General features: G+C 55.6%; 12 protein-coding genes and 2 pseudogenes. 7 read left to right on the forward strand and 7 right to left on the reverse strand.

Annotated features, from left to right (window positions below; all coding sequences use genetic code 11):
* Positions 1-187 precede the first annotated feature (187 nt).
* Positions 188-1330, forward strand: a complete 1143-nt coding sequence (locus M728_RS26100; protein WP_026622848.1) for a Xaa-Pro peptidase family protein — start codon at positions 188-190, stop codon at positions 1328-1330.
* A gap of 991 nt (positions 1331-2321) precedes the next feature.
* Here M728_RS26100 and M728_RS26105 read toward each other — a convergent pair.
* Both M728_RS26105 and M728_RS26110 read right to left on the reverse strand, forming a co-directional pair.
* Positions 2322-3164 (reverse strand): IclR family transcriptional regulator, encoded by an 843-nt coding sequence (locus tag M728_RS26105; RefSeq protein WP_051441046.1) that lies wholly within the window; start codon positions 3162-3164, stop codon positions 2322-2324.
* A gap of 232 nt (positions 3165-3396) precedes the next feature.
* Positions 3397-4554 (reverse strand): hypothetical protein, encoded by a 1158-nt coding sequence (locus M728_RS26110; protein ID WP_034884453.1) that lies wholly within the window; start codon positions 4552-4554, stop codon positions 3397-3399.
* Between the two features lie 281 nt (positions 4555-4835).
* Between M728_RS26110 and alr the strand changes: the two genes are divergently transcribed.
* On the forward strand, positions 4836-6044 hold the full coding sequence (alr, locus tag M728_RS26115; RefSeq protein WP_245269821.1) for an alanine racemase: 1209 nt from the start codon (positions 4836-4838) through the stop codon (positions 6042-6044).
* Between the two features lie 55 nt (positions 6045-6099).
* Positions 6100-6954 (forward strand): TIGR01459 family HAD-type hydrolase, encoded by an 855-nt coding sequence (locus M728_RS26120; protein ID WP_084044675.1) that lies wholly within the window; start codon positions 6100-6102, stop codon positions 6952-6954.
* Between the two features lie 119 nt (positions 6955-7073).
* On the opposite strand, the gene M728_RS26125 is transcribed toward M728_RS26120, so the two are convergent.
* The gene (locus M728_RS26125) at positions 7074-7781 is read right to left on the reverse strand and encodes a response regulator transcription factor (protein ID WP_034884451.1); all 708 of its coding nucleotides are present in this window, start codon (positions 7779-7781) and stop codon (positions 7074-7076) included.
* A gap of 1204 nt (positions 7782-8985) precedes the next feature.
* Here M728_RS26125 and M728_RS26130 point away from each other — a divergent pair.
* Positions 8986-10056: a C45 family peptidase gene (locus M728_RS26130; RefSeq protein ID WP_198023437.1), complete on the forward strand. Its 1071-nt coding sequence runs from the start codon at positions 8986-8988 to the stop codon at positions 10054-10056.
* Between the two features lie 277 nt (positions 10057-10333).
* Here the strand turns inward: M728_RS26130 and M728_RS26135 are convergent, their stop codons facing one another.
* From M728_RS26135 to M728_RS26150, 4 genes and pseudogenes are all read right to left on the reverse strand, one after another.
* The gene (locus M728_RS26135; protein WP_370906522.1) at positions 10334-11110 is read right to left on the reverse strand and encodes an SDR family NAD(P)-dependent oxidoreductase; all 777 of its coding nucleotides are present in this window, start codon (positions 11108-11110) and stop codon (positions 10334-10336) included.
* 757 nt (positions 11111-11867) lie between these two features.
* Positions 11868-12433, reverse strand: a pseudogene (locus M728_RS26140) (UPF0149 family protein).
* A gap of 338 nt (positions 12434-12771) precedes the next feature.
* A pseudogene (locus tag M728_RS26145) lies at positions 12772-13083 on the reverse strand (transposase); the annotation flags it as partial.
* A gap of 488 nt (positions 13084-13571) precedes the next feature.
* Positions 13572-14018 (reverse strand): transposase, encoded by a 447-nt coding sequence (locus tag M728_RS26150; RefSeq protein WP_198023438.1) that lies wholly within the window; start codon positions 14016-14018, stop codon positions 13572-13574.
* A 399-nt stretch (positions 14019-14417) separates the two neighbouring features.
* Here M728_RS26150 and M728_RS26155 point away from each other — a divergent pair, with 399 nt between their 5' ends.
* The 3 genes from M728_RS26155 to M728_RS26165 are packed head-to-tail and all read left to right on the forward strand — an operon-like array spanning position 14418 to position 17263.
* Positions 14418-14738, forward strand: a complete 321-nt coding sequence (locus M728_RS26155) for a (2Fe-2S)-binding protein (protein ID WP_084044680.1) — start codon at positions 14418-14420, stop codon at positions 14736-14738.
* The gene (locus M728_RS26160; protein ID WP_026622870.1) at positions 14731-16125 is read left to right on the forward strand and encodes an NAD(P)/FAD-dependent oxidoreductase; all 1395 of its coding nucleotides are present in this window, start codon (positions 14731-14733) and stop codon (positions 16123-16125) included. Before M728_RS26155 ends, M728_RS26160 begins: the two co-directional genes overlap by 8 nt.
* Complete coding sequence (locus tag M728_RS26165; protein ID WP_026622869.1) at positions 16112-17263, forward strand: FAD-binding oxidoreductase; 1152 nt, start codon at positions 16112-16114, stop codon at positions 17261-17263. The genes M728_RS26160 and M728_RS26165 overlap by 14 nt, the downstream gene beginning before the upstream one ends.
* Positions 17264-17271 lie beyond the last annotated feature (8 nt).

Raw genomic sequence — 17271 nt, forward strand, 5'->3', positions numbered from 1 at the left:
CGGGAATTGGGTGTGAATGCCATGTTCACGAAAACGCGCGATCCAAGTTCCGCCGGGCTCGTTGACGGAAAAGAGTCGATAGCCATCGCTGACCGCGCTGATTTCGTCGTTGGCCGTGCCATGCTTTGGCAGGTTGAAGGCGTTCTCTACTCAAACCCTTGTTGCCCACGTTGAAAGGACCTCACCCATGCCGGGTCGCATCCAAGCGTTCTCGACCGAAGAATTTCAGTCACGTCTCCGCAAAACTCAGGACGAGATGCGCTCTCGTGGCATCGATGTTCTGTTGCTGCATGCGCCAGAGAATATTTATTACCTCACGGGATACCAGACGTCGGGCTATTTCGCTTATCAGACGCTCGTCGTGACCGAGAGTGCGAAAGAGCCGACGATCCTCGTTCGCTATATCGAAAGGGGCAATGTCGATGAGTATTCCTGGCTCAGTCATGACGAGACCTGGAAGGAAGGTGATGATGTCGTTCAGCGCACCGTGGACGTCATTCTGAAGGTGGGTGGCGCCAACGCCGTCATTGGTCTCGAGAAATCCAGTTGGTTCCTAACTGCGAAGGTCGCAGAGGAACTAGTCGGCAAGCTCTCGACCGCACGATTTGTTGATGCAAGCTACCTGGTCGAACGAATCCGCCACATCAAATCTCCGCAAGAGCTGGAATATATCCGCAAGGCCGGACTCATTGCAGAGGCGGAAATTCGCACGGCGATAGAGACGATGCGCCGGGGTGCTACGGAGGCCGAGGTCGCAGCTGCCGTTTTCCAGACCGGCGTCTCGGCTGGATGCGAATACACGGGGCTTCCGCATCACATCATGTCGGGCCATCGCGCCGCCGTTTGTCATGCCAATTGGACGAATAAACCGATCGTGCCGAGGGAGTTGGTTGCGATAGAGCTTTACGGTTGTGTTGAACGATATCATGCAACACAGGTTCGGACGATCTCTATGGGAGAGCCGAGCGCCGAAAGCCGCCGCGCCGCGGAGGTCGTCATTCGAGCACAGGACGAAGCTTTGGCTGCCCTGAAACCGGGGGTATCCAGCCGGGCCGTTGATGCGCTTGTCCGTGGGCCGATCAGGACGATCAAGCCGGATTACCCCAACCGCAGTGGCTATTCGACCGGCATCGGCTTTCCGCCCAAGACGGCAGAGTGGGAAACGCTCGACTTCAATGAGACCCATGACTGGGAGGTCAAAGAGGGCATGGCCTTCCACATGCTTGCTGTCGCGGGCAAGCACTTTGGGCTCAGCGAGACGGTCGTGATCACCGCGAACGGCGCGGAACGGGTCACGCCCAGCAATGAGCGCGCTCTCATTATTATCTAGTACAATCGCGCGCTTCGCATCTCGTCTGATGCGAAGCGCGTTTGGCAAAACGAAGGTGTGGCGCAGGTCATGAATGCGCACCTCGCCGTGGTCGCCCGTACGGTCCGGCCAAGGTTGGTGCGAAGCTTCTGGAAAACCATATGGTCCGTCGCTTGGCGATGAGCCCGCCCGCCGGAGACAGAAATAGCGGCGAGTCCTCGGTGAGCGCACCATGGCGTGCCCGAACCTATCTGGCCCCTGATCGCCGCTACGGGTCTGCGCCGGGTGGAAGCACTCCCCCCTGCGTTGTAGCGATGTTAAACTCGACGACGCGTTCCTTATGGTTCGGAACACGAGTTTCCGCAAATAGGGCATTTGCCCATACACGCCATCGTCGTAGTCGAGCTACCGCGCTATCTGGCTATCTCGCAAACGGCCGAAGAAACTCGAGGCGCCGATCCTGCGTGTTTCAGTAAATCCCGGACACCGATTTCAGTAAGTCGCGGAAAGCAATACCCGTTCGGCATCATCGAAATACGCACGGCGATGGGGTTCCGGCTCATCCCGTCGTCCTATGTGAAGTAAGGTCCACTTCTCCGATTTATTCATATCGGGTCACGCTCCAGGGAATGACGGGCCGGGGAATCGCGGCCTTCACTTTGTCAATTAGCAAGCTTCCACGCGGAAACACAGTTTCGCAAAATCCGCCTCATTAGCAGTTTCTGTTCATCGCTCTCAATCACTTGGTGTCCACCTCCGTTAAGTGGACATTTCACCCGCCACAGCGCTCAATCGAGAAAGGTGCGGGGAAATTCGCGCTCTTACAAGTCATCGCGCATACAAAACCGCCGAACCCATTGCAAACGTCCTGTTTGCAGCATGGATTCAGATTCGCGCCATATTGGGAATCGGGAAGGTTCCGTGAGGTCAGAAATAGCGCTCGTTGGCATTAAGGATTCTCGCTGACTTCACGATGGCAAGGACTTCGGCGTCGACATAAACTGCAATCGCCTTACTCATTGTCGTGCCGCCTTGATATCCCCTCTGAGGCGCAGCCAGATATCGCACCGCGCTCTATGGTTTGAACCTCCCGCTTTATCGACTTCAGGAGTTGCGGAATCCGCTCTTGCGGCATCCGCGCGCTAGTCGCGTTGATAACCAGTGCTCCCATAATGTTTCTTCGCTGCGGCCGGATTGGCATTGCAAGAGATGAAATTCCATCGAATGGATGATCCTGATCTAAAACATAGCCTCTCTCACGGATCGCGGGCAGTTGATGATGGATGTCATCTGCACTTAGGCCGTTGAAGGTGCTGTAGCGGTGAGCATTGGCGGCTATAATACCATTGGCTTCCTCGGGCGGCATAAATGCGAGAATTGCCCGGCTTGCCGACCCGACCCCCAAGGGGACCTGGCCACCAATATGATCGGCCAGGCTGTTGATAACATAAGATATCTGTTGCCTATCGATGCACACGATATTGAGGCCGCTTCGCGCCATCAGAGAGACGGTATTCTCCGTTTGAGCCGCCAGCCGCAATATCGCGGGACGGCAGCAACGAAGCAAGCCCATGCCGTCGGCCGCCTTGGCTCCCAACATGTAGAGCGACTGCCCTAAACGATAACGCCTCGTGTAGGGGTCCTTCTCAAACAGCAGGTGTCGTTCAAGTGCACTTGCGATACGATGCGTCGTTGTTAGGGTGAGGCCCAGAGCTTTCGCCATTTCATGCACACGTGCACCTTTCTCCCCAACTTCGCCAAGGTAGTTCAGCAGGGCTACAGAGCGATCTAGAAGTTGCGTGCCCTTTGTTCCTTCAATTTCAGTCCTCAGGTTCTCAACGAAGGGGCCCTCCAATGTGAATTCCTTTCGGCTTGCCGGTGCGCCTCCTTGGAGAAGGAGTGTTGAAGCATCGCATTTGCATCCGCGCAGGCGAGACGCTGCGGGCGACAACCGACTAGGCTGTTCACACCATTTGAATTGCTTTGACCAAAGCAGCCGTCACGCCCACACACCTTCAACGGCCGCCACTTTATCGCGAACTCAAAGGACTAACTTCCCACGCCGGGGCCGCCGATGTCCCCTTGAATCAATCGGCCCGAACAGCGCCCGATTGTTCAACGCGATCGCGATATTCAGCGAATTTTGCTGCCAGTTCCTCCGCGCGTTCTTCGCACTCGCCCAGCGCCATTGCTTCGCAATCGTACGCGAGGAGTTCGCGCATTATTCCTGCCGATTCCTTCGTGAAGCGAACGGTTCCGTCGCTTTCCACCTCATCAATCCCATCGTATCTCTGGCACTGCCTATTGATTTCCACCGCATCCTCGAGTGACAGGCCTTCAGGCAACTCGATCGAAATACCTGCTGGAGCAATCTTAGCGGGATAGCCTCCTACGAGACCTAACGGTCCCGGCGCATGAACGATTTCCTCCACGTTGTCGGCCAACGCCCGCAGAACAGCCATCGCCGACGATGCAGTCACTGCCTGTCCCGCAATGCCTCTCACTCGCCGAAAACGCCCGGCAACAGTCGCGAAGATCTTATCGTGGCTCAGTTCCTCAGGACTGATTCTCTGGCCATCCCGATATACCGACAAATGATAGGGTGCTCCGTTCGCGGAACCGGTGCTCGGCATACGGTAACCGAAATAGTGCTGGGCAAACAACCGGACGTAGATCGCTCTAAGTTCGCAACCCAGCAGATGCGCAGCCGCCAACCTGATGACAGGTACGGAATTCGCGATGTTCCCAATTCCAATTGTTGGCGAGAGACCCTCAGCGGCAAGGGCGGCATTTGTTACATCAGGGTATGATGCGTTTACCACCACGCTCTCGAGTCCGGCCTCTCGCACAGCTCTCATCAGCCGCCGCACGAGAACGAGATGCATCGGAGCCCATACCCCTCCGCGTGCTTGATCGATCTGCTGGTAAGCGGCGGGCGGTAACTGCGTTATGACCCACCATGAATGCAAAGTCGTTGCATTGAAAATGATATCTGGACCGAGAGCCGCCAGCCGCTCTGCAGTAGCCTCTACATTCATCAGATCCATTGGTACCACCTCGATGGCCGGATGGTGGCCGAGATTGACGGCGGTGCACCTCGCCAGATTCGCTCTTAAGGTGCCTTTCTCAACATCTTTCGCTCCGAGGTGTAGATCGTAGGGTCTGCTGCTCTGACTAAGAAAGTCAAGAACGGCCCCTCCAAGTACGCCGTGCCCAATAATAAGTATCTTTATACGGTCACGCATAAAAGATCTCCAATTTGCTTATAAACGCAAGCGAATATACAACGGTATTATAGAAATATCAGGAGATTATCGTGAATTCTTGTTAAACGAATATTAAGCAATCGTGTTTGAAATTTAAAATTATTTCACACTGTCGATGCGATAATTACGGCATAATGTTCGCTACGAAATGTCTATGACCGGTGAGGATCTGATCGCTGGCGGCATTTGGAACGCAACCGCCTGAGCTTGTCGCCATCACGGCGAACGTGCCGGTTGCGACATTGCGAGGCTTCTTGAGGGTGACCCCGCAGACCCGGGAGCAGAAGATGTTGTCCTTAGCACCGCGCGCCAATGTCGTGTTCGAAATCAACCTCAATGCGGTTCAGGCGAATTTCCAGATTATCTCGGCCGTCGTCGGACCATACGTGAGGGTGGCCGCTGTCGTTAAAAGCGACGGCTACGGGCTTGGTCTCATCGAGATTGCAAGGGCGCTGGTTGCCGCCGGATGCGATCTGCTCTTCGTTGGTGATCTGCACGAAGCGCTGCTTCTAAGGTCTTCCAAGATCGGCGCGGCGGTTGCGGTTTTTTGCGATGAGTTCACGAGGCTTCGGCAATACTATCGATCCAACCGCCTCATACCGGTTGTGAACAATTGCGGTGAACTGGATGCCATTAGCGCATCAGGGGAGGCGCAAACATACTTTCTCAATGTGGAAACCGGGTTATCTCGCGTTGGGCTCACTTTCGACGACGTACGGCGCAGGTATCTTTGGGGAACTTTCAATCGGCATCCCCCTTCAGTCGTCCTCAGCCATCTCGCATGCGGCGATCGCGTTGCCGACGCAATGAATGTGTTGCAAAGGAACCGCTTTCGCGCGATCTCCGATCTGCTTAAACCTGCCCGTCACAGCCTCGCCGCCTCCGCCGGTGTGTGGCTTGGCAAATCCTACCATTTTGACATGGTGCGGGTGGGCTCAGCGCTATACGGGCTCAACAACGCCGGCATTCAACCGAACCCTCTTCAGCCCGTCGTCAGACTTCGGGCAAAAATACTCGAAGTGCGCAATGTGCGAAAGGGTGAGGCTGTCGGATATGGCGCGACGTTTCGGACGGTCCGAGCCAGTCGCATAGCGATCCTGGGAATCGGTTACAAGCACGGCGTCCCATGGGCCTGCGGGAACAAGATATCCGTCCGGTTTGCTGGATATTCAGCTCCTCTAATCGGAAGGATGTCGATGGAATACGCTGTGGCCGATGCAACAGATGTTCCTGAGGCCCTTTGTGGTCCGGGTGTTTTTGCGGAAATGCTGGGTGAAAATTTCACCGTCAATGATCTCGCGGCGGCGGCTGACGTTTACCCCCAGGACGTGCTGACGCGCCTTGGCGCCGGTTGCACAAGACGTTATCTGAATGCTTCCTATCCAGCTGGGGAATCCAGGGCTGGTCAGCCAATGCAGGCGACAGACCCCACCACCCCCCGCTCCTCACGAGAGGTAGCGAGTGAGTAATAGTAAGGCCGGTTTTTCTTTGGAGCCTACCATCCTACCTTAGGAGTGAACCTGTATGAATTTGCAAGTGTCAACGATGATTGATGGCCTCTCAGAGGTCGCAGACCAGTATCGCGGCGTAATTGTGGATCTCTGGGGCGTATTGCACGACGGCGAAGTCGCTTTTCCCGACGCGATCTCTGCCTTGGATGCGCTACGGTCCAATGGTCTTGCCATTTGCCTACTGTCAAACGCTCCCCGGCGTGCGCGGCAGGTTGCTGAAAGGCTAACATCAATGGGTTTAGGCCCATCAAAATACAACCATCTCCTCACTTCCGGGGAATTTGTCTACGAAGCTCTCGAAAATACACCTGATCAGTGGCATGCTGCGCTCGGACGGCGCTACTTCCACCTCGGACCATCTGACTTGAGGGGCTTGCTTTCGGGATCGGACCGGTTAGAGGTCTTCTTACCTAAGAACGCCGACTTTATTCTGAATACCGGGGCAGGCGGTCAAGAGGAGATAGATGGAGCTACAGAAGTGCTTCAGGAATGTGCTTCCCGAAAACTGCCGATGATCTGTGCAAACCCGGATCTGGTCGTTTTAATTGGCAATCAGCTGGTTATTTGTGCGGGAACGCTCGCCGAGCAATATGAAGCGCTGGGAGGGGACGTTCGCTATCATGGAAAGCCATATTCAACCGCTTACCGACGTGCGCTCGACCTGCTCGGTCACGAAAGAGATGAAGTGCTTGCAGTCGGCGATTCGTTGCGGACGGATGTTGCAGGTGCGCGAAATGAGGGCATTGACGTGGTCTTTATTGCCAGCGGCATCCATCGTGCCGATGCGGGTAACCTTGAGCAGCTTCAACAGTTGCTTGCAGGAAAGCCCGTCCTTCCCACGTTCGTCGCCTCCCATTTTAGATGGTAAGCGGGCGGACAAAAGGAGAAAAAAGCGCGGTCGCAGCCGCTCAACGGCTGCACGTTATGTGTTTTAAAGACCGCGATCTGAGCCTCTACTCTGCTACGACGCCTGCTGACACAGTCACGTCACATTCCGCACTCTTCGATGGCATAACCTATCGATCGTATGGTGCGGATGACGTTGTGGGACAGGATTTCGCTAAGTGTCTTTCTGAGTCGGCTTATATGAACGTCCACCGTACGACCGTCGACATGGATGTTTTCTGGCCAAGCCGCGCCGATCAATTCGTCGCGACTACACACGTTGCCGCGGTTTTCAATCAGATGACGCAGCAGGTTGAACTCAATTTGGCTCAATCGGATCTGTTGGCCGTTGCAGCAGTGCACCCGATGGCTGGTGAGGTGCATTTCGAGGTCGCCCCAGGTGACCGAGCGACCGTTCTCTACGCCCTCGGAATCTGGTCGTTCCATTGCCAGTTCAGCGCGTAGGTAGGAAAGCAGCATTGCCGGCGGGAAGGGCCTAATGAAACTTTTGTCGATGCCAGCCTTAAGCAGATCAAGGTGCTGATGATTGGCAGTGGGCGCGATCAGAGCAACGACAGGCAGAGCATCGTTCTGCAGCTCCCCTTTCAACCGAACGCAGATGGCCGCCGCAATTTCACTGGCTGGTTGGCAGTCGATGATTACTGCCCGAAACACTTGCTCTGACGCCTGTCGAACCGCTGCCTCGACGCCATCGACCAGCTTACTCCTAAAGCCACCCACCTCCAGCACATAGTTATAAACCAGGTAGAACTCGGCATCATCTGAACAAATCAGGACCAGTGGCTTCATCGGCGTAGCTCCGCCTGAACGATATGCGATAGCCGGTATCCAATGTGTTGTTGCCGAATACCGCCCATAAACCTCGACCAGAACTCGAGGCACTTCTCTGGATTGCCTATGGCACAGCAAGCACAGCAAACCGGATTGTAGCTCACCGGCCACCACCGGCGGCGTTTCTGTATCAATCTTAATATGCTTATGCAGCGCGGATTTCTCGGGGGCACCGGCGGATGTGCCTGGCCGCAAGTCTGCAAATTTGAGTCAATCCGAGGACGGCCGAATGTCACGTCCTGTGCCTGAGGCCTTCCTCGCTGGTGTGTAGAGGAGATCAAGCGCGACGTAGGTACATTGCTCAAGCTATTGTTCGACCGAACTGTCTCGGTCGAAATCTCTCGCCTGCTCGTCCAGAGCCGAAGACCAAGTATGTCGCGCAACAAACGACGTCCTTTTGCTTTCAGTTGCCTCCCGCCCAAAGGGAAAGTTTCAAGAGTCATGCCAATCCCCAAAGGACGATTTTCTGCATAGTTCTCAACACTAATGGGCGCACAATAGGAAGTTCGGTCGAACACTTCTGTGTGTGGCGGACACGACAAAGCGAACAATCAGGCTGTTCAGATATGAAAGGAATTTTCATGGGAGAAGCAGATTATCATTTAGCTCCCGTGAGGGATGATACCCAAGAGATGTAGAGATTCGGCGTTTGCCATGCGGGCACGGCATATTGGAAGACCTACCGCGGTGACTCAAAAGAACCAAAAATCGGCGGCCGAGCGACCGTGGTCCTGATCTAGCAGCAAATAAGAGACGGATCAATTAAGCCATATAATGGGAGATTGTTGGTATTGACTTCCATAATATGGGTGATATAAAAAGATTTAGATACGAAGAGGCACTTAAATCTAAGTGGAACAAGGCTGATGGCAACTATCGCAAGATTTTATGGGTTCCGTGGAGTTATGGCGGGCTTGGCGCTTGATAAGTTCACCCTCACCTAGTTCCGCTCAATGGTCGATATCTTCGCCTTTGCGGTGAGGTCGTCCAAAAAACTCCAGCCTCGAGAATATTCGCCGTTTCCGCGTCATCGTGGTCAACGCATTACTGATCACGTTGATAGACCATTTTTCTGGCCCCAGACGATGGCTGCCAGTTAACCGCAACCTAAATGGCATGACGGCGCTGTGCGCAGTTAAGCTCATCTTCAAGAATGATGTCCATGTGCCAAGCTAACTCTAACACCCATACGAATCTGCCTGTTGTAATCCTCTCCGGCACCGCCTTCCAGCGTGGCGTCCAGCACGGACGTAAGTTCGCTGATCGGATTGCCGCGGCTATCGCCAAGATGAAAAGCAGGTGCTCTCCGGCAAACTTCCGTGTCGCCCGTGGCTACGCGCTTCGATCGTGGACAGAACTGCAAGGAGTCGCACCGGCGCTTGTCGAGGAAATTTCCGGAATTGCGCAGGGAGCAAAATGCGACACAATTGATCTATATTGCCATATTGGCTTCGAGTTTTTTGATGCGCCGCCTCCAGGCGGTTGCAGCGGTATGGCGATTGCGTCGCCTACAGGCGCACTACTTGGCCAGAACTGGGATGCACCGCCGCAGATGCATGAGGACCTTGCCCTCTTTCTCCATCTCGATGATGCTGGGGTCGCTCTGGCGATGGTGGGATCAATCGGTACGCTAGGTTGGGTCGGGCAAAACCGTTGTGGGCTTGCCCTGTTGACTAATGATCTTATGCTGGACAACACAACCACTGGCTTCCCCAGTCAGGTGGTAAGACGTCTGGTACTTGACCAACGAGACGTGTTGGCAGCGCTTGATAAGCTGAGGCAATTGCCGATCATGGGCGGTCGGTGTTACCTGCTCGGTGATAGTCAAGGAAACATTGCAGCGGTTGAGCTGTCTCCTGCCGCTGGAGTATGCGTTGCTCCGCCGGGGCCACGGATTTTCCATACGAACAATGCTCTTCTGAAGCCAACGCGTGCGGTTCAAAACGAAAACCAACTTCAGGTCGCTTACCCATCAAGCCGGTCACGGCTAGCGGCGCTTGAAGACGTGGGCAAGGGCGCGATCACCGTCGCTGATCTTATGGCAGCCTTGCGCGATCGTACAGGGGCGCCCGACTCGGTTTCGAAAACTATTTCCAACCGCGAGCAGACTAGCACTGCCTTCTCGGTCATCTTCGACTGCAGCCAGCACGCGCTTTTTCTCTGCGGCGGCCCGCCGTCGGATGGCAACTATCAATTCCTCCACTGGCCGGTGGAGTTGACGGAGGCTGCCTAAAATTACAATGTCGCCTTCACAAGGAATACTGTGGGTGGCTACCCAGGAAAATCGCACATTCGACGCGATGGCCCGCTCGAAGGCGAGTGCCCCGTTTGGTCGGAAAGCGCCGCATTGTCTGGCACATGGCCTTTGGACCATACGCTCCCGATCATCAGCCCAGACGTTCGGCAGATAGAGCGCCCGAATGTCTTTTGTTGGTTTTGTAAGAGCGAATTGGTCCCTTTGGACAGATCGCGTTCCCTTTTCGACCGTGACGCTGCTGCAGGTCCGGCCGTTAGGCTGTATAACCGCCGTCAATCGACAGGTTGGCGCCGGTAATGAAGCCTGACTTCGGGCCCGCAATAAAGGCCACGAATTCGGCGATCTCCTCAGGGGAGGCGAAACGCTTAACGGCAGTCCGATCAAGGATTGAAGGCGCCGCAGGATCGTCAGCAGGATTCATATCAGTATTGGTCGGGCCAGGCTTCACGTTGTTAATAGTGATGCCGCGGGGACCCAAGTCACGAGACAACGCTTTGGTCAGACCCACTACTGCCGCCTTGGTCAGCGCATACAGAACCCCACCGCTGTAGGGGACGTAGTCGCTGTTGATGCTGCCGATGTTGATGATGCGACCGCCCTCACCTAGGTGCTTGACTGCTTCCTTGATCGCAACGAAAATCGATTTCACATGAACGTCGACCAGCCACTGGAAGTCGTCGACAGAGAACTCTTCGAGAGGCTTCGCCACGAACACCCCAGCAGCATTGACCAAGATGTCCAGCCGGCCAAAAGACGCTACCGTTTCCTTCACCGCATTTGTGACAGCGTCGGCGTCACGAACATCGGCCTGGATTGCTCGAGCTTTGCCTCCAGCAGATTCAATCGCACGCACCACCTTCGCTGCATCATCGGGCGGGGCGATGTCGGTCAGCGCTACGGTTGCACCATCAGCGGAAAGGCGCTTGGCTATCGCAGCGCCGATACCGTTGGAACCGCCCGTGACGAGCGCGACTCTGCCGTTCAACACGGCACCGGCATAGATATTTTTTGACATGATTTCCTCCAACATGATTTCCTCCAAGTTGGCGATTGAGATGAGTTATGTGGTGGACAGCGTTGGAAAACTTTTCGCCCCTCCGACCTGTGACCGTGAGGACGGGCACGGATGAATGCGCAGCGATGCCGCCCGCGTTGGCACGCATCGTGCATCTGACGTACCTTGCCGCGCAGCCCATGAGTGTAGCGAATTTTCCGAAAGCTCGATCTCAGCATCTCCGCGTGGCCTAGCGTCACTTGACCGTGAGATCCAACCGAGAGTGTTTTAGTACCACGGTCGATCCTTACGGAGCCGCTTCCTGGGACGCAGGGCTCTGGCATGCCGCGTCTGACCCAACGGTATCCAAAGATGCAGGGAAATCGATAGCGGTTGCCGAATTTAGATAAACCAGATTTTGCGGCGTGGCCCCAACTGAATCTTGCGGGAAGGGTAGTATATTCGGCTTGGTCAATAGGCAAAGGATTATCCTCGATTTTGGTTCCAACAAGCAAATGAGTTTTGCACTTGGAACCGAACTCATGGCCCGTCATGTTGTGGTCGGAACAAACACTTTCATCCGCAGACAACATCGTGCAAAACGCATGCCACGAGTAGCGAAAGTGTTGGTGCAATGTTAATATGAATTTTCAGTCACATAACAATAATAGACGCGGATAATCGCAGTTGGTCTTTTGTCGTGGATTAGACAACTCCGAAGGAGGGTGCAGCGTGAGCGCGACGAGCAGCCCACGGCTTTCGTCTGTTGACGGACGACAAGCCGTCCGTTGTTTCAGAACTTCTGCTTTGCGCGCTTTGGCATGAAGTAGCTTCGGATATTGACGAGCGCTTCAGCGACGGCAGCAGCATCCTCGTGGGTGGTGGGCCCTTTGGTCTCGCTGAGTTTGCGGATTGGCGCGATGAATCACCGGTGACGGCATGGCCGCGAATGACGGGCCGCCACAGCTTGGGGGCGAACCCGGTTCCTATCATAAAGCAGACGGCCCAGTCTATAGCATCAAAGGTTAGATCATCGATCCTGATGAACCTGGGCCGGTGGTCTTTCGGTGTTTCGGAAAGGCTCGCAGAGATGCGGTTATATTCCGCAACGATCGTCTGCACGGCCCGATGTTCGGTTGTTTCCATCGGCATATTCAGGGCCTCTGCGCCGGTTAGTTTCGGGATCCACTGGCGTGGGTCGATGAAGTTTGGGCCGATGATGAGAGCAGTGAGATAGCCATCGAGACCGCTCATTGACCAGATTGGCGATGCCGGACGACGTGCCCTGATAAACGCCTCGAACGCCACATCATCAAGCTTCGGTCGTGCGGTCGTCGTCCCCTGGCTGTTGTGCGTCATGCCGCCCGTCGCTCCTGCTCTGTCAGCGCCTCGCGCTCAGCCTTCCAGTTCCATATGTGGACGGCTCCCACTTGCAAGCGTTTTTTACAGATTTTTTGATCGGATCGCGTGCTTCCATATGTGCGGTCTTTGTGTGTGGTCGCACATGACCACTGGCCAAGATGGTTTCCGCAACGCGTGTTCCTAGCACGGCAACGACCTTTAAAGGGCCACTGGAACTGACGGAGTGTCACGCGTCTTGGATCGATCGATCGCACCATCTGCTCATCTCTTGCAAGTTCACTGCATCAGCTCAACACGGTCGCGATCTTTTCGCCCGCACCGAGATGGCCAATCTCCTAAATTGCCTGCGTTTGTCCCTCTGTTCGCCGATACGTCTCGCCGCTTACCGTGAGCTTCCAGGCGACACGGGCAATCTCGTTGGCCAGCGCCACCGCAACCAGCTTCGGGTTTTTCCGTTGGAGGAGTTCGATGAGCCATCGGGAAGCATGTTTGCTTCGACCTGCTCTGACGTGCTGAAGAAGAGCGGTCGTGCCAACCACCAATATGCTTCGTAGCATTTCATCGCCGGCACAGGTGATCACCCCAAGCCTGACCTTGCCCGCAGTCGAGTGGTCTTTCGGTGTCAGCCTTATCCAGGCGGCAAAATCTCACGCGCTCACGGTGCAGCGCGGCCATGAAGGTGAGACATCGTGTTGAGGAGGGCTCGCCCGCAAGATGTAATACTAACGGCGAAGTATGTCGAAGCTGACTGAGTCATGAGCTGCGAGAAGCGCGATATGCTCATCGTGGCGATGCTGTCTTGGTTGATCCGGCGCGGCAACCGTTGAGGTTTATCGCCGGGGACATTGCTAGATGCTGAAGCTGGACTTTGGCTTGACTGATGTAGCGGACACGGCGCAACACGAAAGCACGTAGTGCGTATGATATTTGTCACATCGATCCCGCTCGGCAAGCATGTAGCTTGCGGATTCGGCAGTTTGCTGTGGTTGGTGTCCGTTGAGCTTGCACGCGCAGCGTCAGTCCACGCGGAAAGGCAGATGTGGCGACACATGTATCGTTTGCTTAGGGAATTCGGCTGAAAGCTCTGCTTGCAGCTATATTCAGCACGTCTCAAACTAGTGAAAAGACCAGAGAATCAGGACCTGCCGGATTTGTCGAGTTCAAACTGCAGACTTCGCCAACAAAATTGCGGAAGTACCCCTGATCGCCGAGCTATAAAGCGGAAAGCGACGCTGCAAAGCCTTGACACCTGGCTTTTGGAGATGCCGCTCATCCATGGCTTTGACCAGGGCATCGACAGAGCGTGTCGATACACCCTGGATGTTGCTCCCTGGATCACGGCCGTCAGGGCCTTCTCCGCCATGCGGCGCGGCTCAAGGAAGCTCGGGAAATAGCTGCCTGTCCGACGCTTCGGAATCCACAGTTCGACGGTGCCTGCCCGTGTTTCCCCATCGCGATCCCGATAGCCGTTGCGCTGGGCAAGCCGGAACGCGTTCTTCTCCCCGTAGCCCGCGCCCGTCTTCGCGCCTACCTCCAGTTCCATCAGCTTCTCGGCGGCAAAGCCAATCATCTCCCGAAGCAAATCGGCATCCGCACTTCTCAACGAGTGAGCGCAAGGTTCATCATGTCGTCGGTCATCGGTGGTCTTGCCATCAGGTTGTCTTCAACAACCCAGACCCTACCGGGAAAACACTGGTGACCACCGATACCCTGCTTCACCACCTCCCGGGACGTCATCCAGGGTCGCTACAGGAACAACTCTTGTCCCTTACCTCCCGGTCATCAGCGACCCAAACGTCTCGGAAGTTCGTTGACGGCGCGGCGGGAATCGAACGGTAAACGTCGTGCGAGAAACTTTGGCTCCGGAAGATCGGGCGCCCAAGTCATAAGTCCATTATATGGGTGATATATGCTATTGACATCCACAATGTGGTTACTAGAATGCCGCACAGGCAAATAGGCTGTGCCAGAGGAATGAGCCATGAGGAGAAAAACCGTCAGTGAGGCGCATCAATTTGAGCGGCTACCACTACCTGAGCGCCCGCAAATTCATTGCAAAGTAGACGGAGTTGCAGTTGAGGCTCGCTTGGGGGACACGGTGCTAACGGCCGTGCTGACCACGAGGCGAAACCTTCGGCCCTTTGAGTTTGCAAATACTCACCGTGCTGGCTTTTGTTTGATGGGCGCATGTCAGGATTGCTGGGTCCATCTTAGTAACGGTCAGCGAGTCAGAGCCTGTTCGACGCTCGTCGTAGACGGAATGCAGATCATCACTTCCTTGGGGAGACGCTTCAATGGCTAACGACAAAGTCGTCGTGATTGGCGCGGGCCCTGCTGGCATTCGCGCTGCCCTGGCTCTGGTCTCGAGCGGGGTGAGGCCAACCGTCATCGACGAGGGTTTCGCGAGTGGCGGTCAGATCTATCGCCGACCGCCGTTTGGGCTGGATGGAGCGCGCTCTCCTCAAAAACTCTATGGATTCGAGTCGGAGAAGGCGACACGATTGCACCGAAACTTCGATAGGCTCCGCGATCAGCTCAGCTACCACCCAGAGTCAACGATCTGGTCAGTAGATCAAAGTCGTGTTTCCTTTGTCTCGGCGGGAAAGACTACTCATGTTCAGTGGGATAAGATTATCCTTGCGACTGGTGCAATGGATCGTATCACTCCGCTCAAAGGATGGACGTTTCCAGGGGCGTATTCGCTCGGCGCTTCCCAAATCGCACTGAAGGCCCAAGCCGTAGGCATCGGAAAGCGCGTGGTGTTCTTCGGAACCGGACCGTTGCTATACTTGGTTGCCTACCAATACGCTAAGGCGGGGATTGAGGTCGCGGCGGTTCTCGACACCTCCCGGCTTCCTTCACCTAGTACTGTATTGGGTCTGGCTCGTGGCGGAGCCACCTTTGCTAAGGGCCTTTACTACCTCGCTTGGCTGCAATCGCATGGCATTAAAGTCGAGCGTGGCATTCGACCCCTGGAGATAATTTCGGACGCTGAAGGAGCCGTAGGGGCTATCCGCTTTGCCAAGGCCAATGGACGCGAAACCGTTATTGATACGCCTGCCGTTGCGTTCGGCTATGGGTTGAAATCAGAGACGCAGATAGCCGATCTGCTCGGCCTGGATTTCGAGTTCGATCAACTGCAGCGTCAGTGGCTGCCAATACAGGGCATAAATGGCCGTAGTTCCAATCCGCATGTCTATCTGGCCGGTGACGGGGCTCGGATACGGGGCGCTGACGTGGCTGAGTTGGCCGGGGAGCGTGCAGCATTGACGTTACTTATGGATGCTGGAGAGTCCGGCCTGCAACAGCGGGTCGACATGCTCAGCCGGCGAATCCGCAGATTCGACCCGTTTCGAAAAGCGCTTGAGAAGGCTTTTCCGTTCCCGGACTACTTGGCGCGAGACGTAGGTGATGACGTCATGCTCTGCCGTTGTGAGGGTCTGACCGCGGGTGAGCTGCGCACAACCATAGCTGATACCGGCGAATCTGAGATTAACCGCCTAAAAGCGTTCACACGGCTAGGAATGGGACGGTGTCAAGGACGCGTTTGCATGCCGGCTGCATTGGAAGTTGCTGCCGCAGCGGGCGATGTTCCCATCGCTGATGCTGGACGCATCCGTGGGCAGGCGCCAATTAAGCCGGTGCCACTTTGTGCCATCGCGCGGAGGACGCGAAATGAACCGTTATGATGTTGCGATTATTGGAGGGGGCCTCGCTGGCTGTTCAGCCGCACTTCACATAGCCAAGCGCGGTGCTTCGGTTGTCCTATTCGAGCGCGGTCGCTGCGGCGCTCAGGCCAGCGGCGTTAACTTCGGCGGCGTACGGCAACAGGGCCGTCACCGAGCCGAGTTGCCACTATCGCGGCGCAGCCGTCGTCTTTGGGATCAGCTTCCCGAACTCGTGGGTACCGATTGTGAATTCGTCGCTACAGGGCATCTGAAGCTGGCACGAAGTGATGGGGAGATGGCCGAGTTGGAAGCTTACCGGGACATGGCTCAGGACTTTGGCCTTCAGCTTGAGCTTGTGGGCAAAAGGGAGCTTCGTGAGCTGTATCCGTATCTTGGTGATAACCTCGCTGGTGGATCGCTCTGCCGCGAAGATGGCCAAGCCAATCCGCGTTTGGTGGCACCAGCATTTTCTCGCGCGGCACGTCGTGCCGGCGCCGATATTCGCGAAATGTCGCCTGTCTCGGCAGCGTGGCAGATCGACGGGGCATTCCAGGTCAAGGTTGGTCAAGAGGTTTTTTCCGCGACTAAGCTAATCAATGTGGCTGGTGCTTGGGGCGCAAAGATTGCTGCATGGTTCGGTGACGAGGTAGAGGAAGACGTAATCGCTCCAAACATGTGCGTGACCGAGCCTCTACCGCTCTTCATGGGCCCAAATCTTGGAGTGTGCGGCGGCAGCATCTACCTGAGGCAGATACCGCACGGTAGTGTCATCTTCGGTGCCGGGATGGCTGTTGCAGACCGTGAAAGGCTTAGAGCTCGTCCACTTGTCGAAGTGACGCAGGAGGGAGCGAGACTGGCGATCGAGATGGTGCCGCGGTTAGCTAACGCGCTTCTGGTAAGGACTTGGACCGGAATTGAGGGGTCAATAGCCGACGGAATACCCGTTTTTGGTCCAAGTTCGAACGTGCCGAACCTTTTCCATGCTTTTGGCTTCACCGGACACGGTTTTCAGCTTGGCCCAGGGGCAGGTGCGGTTCTTTGCGAACTAGCGCTGGACGGTGAAACGCGGACAGCAATCGATGGACTGTCGATCGCGCGGTTTCAGCAACCTGCTGATTCCCCAGAGAAACAGGGACGGCCCATCGAGATGAAGAAATGAACGGTTAA

Source organism: Ensifer sp. WSM1721 (assembly GCF_000513895.2).
Lineage (GTDB): Bacteria > Pseudomonadota > Alphaproteobacteria > Rhizobiales > Rhizobiaceae > Sinorhizobium.